The sequence below is a fragment of the Actinomadura geliboluensis genome (assembly GCF_005889745.1).
GTDB lineage: Bacteria > Actinomycetota > Actinomycetes > Streptosporangiales > Streptosporangiaceae > Spirillospora > Spirillospora geliboluensis.
Genome location: NZ_VCKZ01000550.1, coordinates 1 through 5,174 on the forward strand (window position 1 = coordinate 1; position 5,174 = coordinate 5,174).

The window sequence follows — 5,174 nt, forward strand, 5'->3', positions numbered from 1 at the left end:
GGGCAGGGTCGGGAGGTCCAGGACGTCGATGCGGATCATCCGGCCGAGGGACGTCACCGCCCCGACCTGGCCGCGGGCCGTCGCCGGCACCACCGAGGTCAGCACGTCGTGCTGGGCGCGGGGGCCGCTGTCGGGAAGGGGCGACGCGTCGTGCGTGCGGGCCAGGAGGCCCGTGGACGACAGCAGCACCGTGCACGGGTCGTCCGCCACCTCGAGGGGGACGGCCGCGGCGGCGGTGTGGCCCGAGGATTCGAGGAGGACCGTGCGGCGGGGCGTGGAGAACTCCTTGGCGACGTCGCCGAGCTCCCTGGAGACCACGCCGCGGAGCTTCCGCTCGGATTCGAGGATCGCGGTCAGCTTCGCGATCTCCTTGGCGAGCTGCTCCTTCTCCTTCTCCAGCTCGAGCCGGTCGTAGCGGGTGAGGCGGCGGAGCGGGGTGTCCAGGATGTACTGCGCCTGGATCTCCGACAGCTCGAAGATCTGCATGAGGCGCTGCTTGGCCTGGGCGGCGTCGTCGCTCTGCCGGATGACCTGGATGACCTCGTCGATGTTCAGCAGCGCCACGAGCAGGCCGTCCACCAGGTGGAGGCGGTCCTCGCGCTTCTTGCGGCGGAACATCGAGCGCCGCCGGACGACCTCGATGCGGTGGTCGACGTAGACCTGCAGCATGTCGCGGAGGCCGAGGGTGCGGGGCTGGCCGTCGACCAGGGCGACGTTGTTGATGCCGAACGTCTCCTCCATCGGCGTGAGCCGGTAGAGGTCGGCGAGGACGGCCTCCGGGTTGAAGCCGTTCTTGATCTCGATGACCAGGCGGAGGCCGACATTGCGGTCCGTGAGGTCCTTCAGGTCCGAGATGCCCTGGATCTTCTTGGCGTTGACCAGTTCCTTGATCTTGGCCTTGACGCGCTCGGGCCCGACGGCGTACGGGAGTTCGCTGACGACGATGCCCTTGCGGCGGGCGGTGACGTTCTCGATGGAGACGGTGGCGCGGGTGCGGAACGTCCCCCGGCCGCGCTCGTAGGCGTCGCGGATGCCGTCCAGGCCGACGATCCGGCCGCCGGTGGGCAGGTCGGGGCCGGGGACGAAGCGCATCAGGTCTTCGAGGGAGGCGTCCGGGTGGTCGATCAGGTGCCGGGCCGCCGAGATGACCTCGCCGAGGTTGTGCGGCGCCATGTTCGTGGCCATGCCGACCGCGATGCCGGACGCGCCGTTCACCAGCAGGTTCGGGAACGCGGCCGGGAGCACCTCCGGCTCCTGCTCCTGCCCGTCGTAGTTGGGGCGGAAGTCGACGGTGTCCTCGTCGATCGACGCGACCATCAGCATGGCCTCGCGGGACATGCGGGCCTCGGTGTACCGCATGGCGGCGGGCATGTCGTCGCCGCCGAGCGAACCGAAGTTGCCGTGGCCGTCCACGAGCGGCATCCGCATCGCCCACGGCTGCGCCATCCGCACCATCGCGTCGTAGATCGCGCTGTCGCCGTGCGGGTGCAGCTTGCCCATCACCTCCCCGACGACGCGGGCGCACTTGACGTGGCCGCGGTCGGGGCGGAGGCCCATCTCGTTCATCGAGTACAGGATCCGGCGCTGGACGGGCTTCATGCCGTCGCGTGCGTCGGGGAGCGCCCGCTGGTAGATGACCGAGTAGGCGTACTCGAGGAAACTGCCGCGCATCTCGTCGGAGACATCGACGTCGACGATGTTCTCTTCAAAGTCGGGCGGAGGTGGAGGGGCTTGGGATCCGCGTCGTGCCATGCCCCACATTGTGGCCGGTCCCGGGGACATCTTTCGCCCGCCCCACCGGGTGCGCCGTCCAACTCGGGGGATCTATGCCGTTCCGTCACCTTGCCGAACCTGGCATCTTGAGGACCGACGGTACCGATATCCCCAGGTGGAGGTTCTTTTGAGCGGGCTGGCCGACTTCCAGAACTCGATCTATCTGCAGGGGCTCGGTGACGTCCTTCCGACGCTGCCGACCGATCTGACGAAGCTGGAGGGCCTCGCGGAGCGCGCGCTGTCGGCGCAGGCGTTCGGCTACGTGGCGGGGTCGGCGGGCAGCGAGGCGACGGCGCGCGCCAACCGGGCGGCCTTCGACCGGTGGCGGATCGTGCCGCGCATGCTGCGGGACGTCGCCGAGCGGGACCTGTCGGTGGAGGTGCTGGGGACCTCGATGCCGTCGCCGGTGCTGCTCGCGCCCATCGGCGTCCAGTCCATCTTCCACCCGGACGGCGAGCTGGCCGTCGCGCGGGCGGCGGCGGCCGAGAAGGTGCCGATGGTGCTGAGCACGGCGTCCTCGTACTCCATCGAGGACGTGGCCGAGGCCAACGGTGACGGGCCCCGCTGGTACCAGCTGTACTGGCCCAAGGACAGGGAGCTTGCGGTCAGCTTCCTGGAGCGGGCCAAGGCCGCCGGTTACACGGCCCTCGTCGTCACCCTCGACACGTTCACGCTGGCGTGGCGCCCGCGCGACCTCGACCAGGCGTACCTGCCGTTCCTGCGGGGGATCGGTGTCGCGAACTACTTCAGTGACCCGGTCTTCCAGAAGGCCGTGGGCGGGCCCGTCACGAAGGAGAACCGCGACATGGCGATCCTGCACTGGGTCGCCAACTTCGGGAACCCCAGCCTGACGTGGGACGACCTCATCTTCCTGCGCGACCACTGGGACGGGCCCATCGCGCTCAAGGGCATCCAGCATCCCGATGACGCCCGCCAGGCCGTGGACGCCGGCATGGACGCCGTCATCGTCTCCAACCATGGCGGACGCCAAGTCGATGGGGCCATCGCCTCACTGGACGCACTGCCGGGCGTGGTCGAGGCCGTCCACGACCAGGCGACCGTGCTGTTCGACAGCGGAATCCGGACGGGCGCCGACATCGCCAAGGCGCTGGCGCTCGGCGCCAAGGCCGTTCTTGTCGCGCGCCCGTACGCCTATGGGCTGGGCCTGGCCGGTCAGGCGGGGGTACAGCACGTACTGCGCTGCCTCCAGGCCGAACTGGAGCTGACCATGACTCTCTCGGGGATCAGCTCTCTGGACGGGCTCACCAAGGACATCCTCGTGCGCGCGTAGGACCGCGCAAGGCGGGTGGGACGCTCTCTCCGGGTAAGGGACGGGCATGCGCTGGCCCGATCACGCCATCTGGTGGCATGCCTACCCGCTCGGTTTCGTCGGAGCCGAGCGGGACGCCCTCCCCGCCGGGACGCCCCCGCCGCCCAGGCTCGCGAGGTTCGGCGGCTGGCTCGACCACCTCGTCGAACTCGGCTGCAACGGGCTCGCGCTCGGTCCCGTGTTCGCGTCCGAGACCCATGGCTACGACACCGTCGACCACTACCGGGTCGACCCCAGGCTCGGCGGTGAGGACGACCTGCGACGGCTCATCGACGACGCCTCCCAGCGGGGCGTCAGGGTCCTGTTCGACGGCGTCTTCAACCATGTCGGGCGTGGTTTCGAGCCCTTCGCCGACGTCTCGGCGAAGGGCGACGCGTCCCGGTACCGGAAGTGGTTCCACCCGGATCTCCGCACGTTCGAAGGGCACGACAGGCTCGTCACGCTGAACCACGACGAACCCGAGGTCGCCGACTACGTCACCGACGTCATGGCCCACTGGCTGGAGCGCGGCATAGACGGCTGGCGTCTCGACGCCGCCTACGCGGTTCCGCCGGAGTTCTGGCGGACGGTCACAGACCGCGTCCGCGCGCGCTTCCCCGACGCCTGGTTCGTCGGCGAGGTCATCCACGGCGACTACACCCGCCTGGTGGAGGCCACCGGATTCGACTCCGTCACCCAGTACGAACTCTGGAAGGCCATCTGGAGCTCGCTCAACGACGGCAACTTCTTCGAACTGGCCCACGCACTCGACCGGCACAACACGATGCTCGGTACGTTCGCCCCGCAGACCTTCCTCGGCAACCACGACGTGACCCGCATCGCCAGCCGCCTGAACCGGGAAGAGCACCGGGAACACGCGCTCGTGATCCTGCTGACGGTCGGGGGTGTCCCGTCCATTTACGCGGGTGACGAGTTCGGCTTCGAGGGCGTGAAGGAGGAACGTCCGGGCGGGGACGACGCCATACGGCCGACCTTCCCGGAACGCCCTGACGAGGCTCCCGGCCACGGCGCCTCTTACCAGCGCCTACACCAGCAGCTGATCGGGCTAAGGCGACGTCACCCGTGGCTGGTCCGCGCCGAAACCACGGTCGCCACCTTGACCAACACGGTTCTCTCCTACACAGTGGGGCACGGCGCACAGCGGCTCGGGGTCGTCCTCAACCTGGGCGATGAGCCCGCCGAGGTCGAACTGCCCACCGCGGACTGGACGTATGTGGCCGGTGAAGCGAGCTTCACCGCCGATGGCGCCACCGTCCCGCCGACCGGATGGGCGATCGCCGAACCCTGACATTTGTCATGGGTCACCCCTGCGAACCTCATGATCGTTTCCTGACGTCCGTGACTGCACGCCCGCACCCGCGGCGGCCAGCATGGAAGCCATGAAGGCACCTGTGATCGAGGTACGCGACCTGGACTTGAACGAGGCCGTGCGAAACGTCTCGTTCACCGTGGCCGAGGGCGAGGTCTACGCGCTGCTGGGCCGCTACGGCTCAGGCAAGACCACCCTTCTGGAGATGCTCGCCGGCCTGCGCCGTCCCACAAGCGGAACCGTCCGCCTCTATGGCGCCGACCCCTACACCGACCGCGACTCCGCGCGCGCCGGGGCCGTGTGGCGCGACGGCGGCCTGTTCCCGGGGCTGACCGTCGCCGAGGTCATCGACACCTGGCGGCGCTGGACGCTCGACCCGCTCACCCGCGACGAGGCCCTGAGCCTGGCCCGCCTCACCCACGTCGCCGACGTCCCCTTCGAGCGGCTGGCCCCCGGGCGGCGGCGCATGCTCGACATCGCGCTGGCCCTGGTGGGACGGTCCGACGTGCTGTTCCTCGACGAGCCGACCGCCGGGCTCGACGCCGCCGCGGCCCGCGAGGTGTGGTCCGTCCTGCTCATGCTGGCCGCGGACGGGGTCAGCGCGGTGGTCGCGACCCGCGACCCGGACGAGGCGTGCCGCGCCGACCGGGTCGGGATCCTGGACGACGGACGCCTCGTCACCGGCCGCGAGGCCGCCCGGCTCCAGCACCCGCCGGCCGGCCGCGCCGCCTGACCGGCCGCCGCCCCCGCGCCCCCGACGAG

The 5,174-nt window shown here is 70.1% G+C and carries 4 protein-coding genes; 3 read left to right on the plus strand and 1 reads right to left on the minus strand.

The window, feature by feature from the left end; genetic code table 11:
• A partial coding sequence (locus ETD96_RS41030; RefSeq protein ID WP_138641876.1) for a DNA gyrase/topoisomerase IV subunit A occupies positions 1 to 1,752 on the minus strand: 1,752 nt, incomplete at its 3' end.
• 136 nt (positions 1,753 to 1,888) lie between these two features.
• On the opposite strand from ETD96_RS41030, the gene ETD96_RS41035 reads away from it, so the two are divergent.
• The 3 genes from ETD96_RS41035 to ETD96_RS41045 all read left to right on the plus strand — a co-directional run bounded on the left by ETD96_RS41035 (position 1,889) and on the right by ETD96_RS41045 (position 5,145).
• Entirely contained in the window at positions 1,889 to 3,064 is a 1,176-nt protein-coding gene (locus ETD96_RS41035; RefSeq protein WP_420884836.1) for a lactate 2-monooxygenase, read from the plus strand.
• Between the two features lie 46 nt (positions 3,065 to 3,110).
• Complete coding sequence (locus ETD96_RS41040; protein ID WP_138641878.1) at positions 3,111 to 4,391, plus strand: alpha-amylase family glycosyl hydrolase; 1,281 nt, start codon at positions 3,111 to 3,113, stop codon at positions 4,389 to 4,391.
• 91 nt (positions 4,392 to 4,482) lie between these two features.
• A complete protein-coding gene (locus ETD96_RS41045; protein WP_138641879.1) occupies positions 4,483 to 5,145 on the plus strand; it encodes an ABC transporter ATP-binding protein in 663 nt (220 codons plus the stop codon).
• Positions 5,146 to 5,174: the final 29 nt, after the last annotated feature.

What these genes read in the sequence shown, in the direction of transcription:
- ETD96_RS41040 (WP_138641878.1), top strand. Translation starts at nt 3,111, where the DNA reads ATGCGCTGGCCCGATCACGCCATCTGGTGGCATGCCTACCCGCTCGGT.
- ETD96_RS41045 (WP_138641879.1), top strand. Translation starts at nt 4,483, where the DNA reads ATGAAGGCACCTGTGATCGAGGTACGCGACCTGGACTTGAACGAGGCC.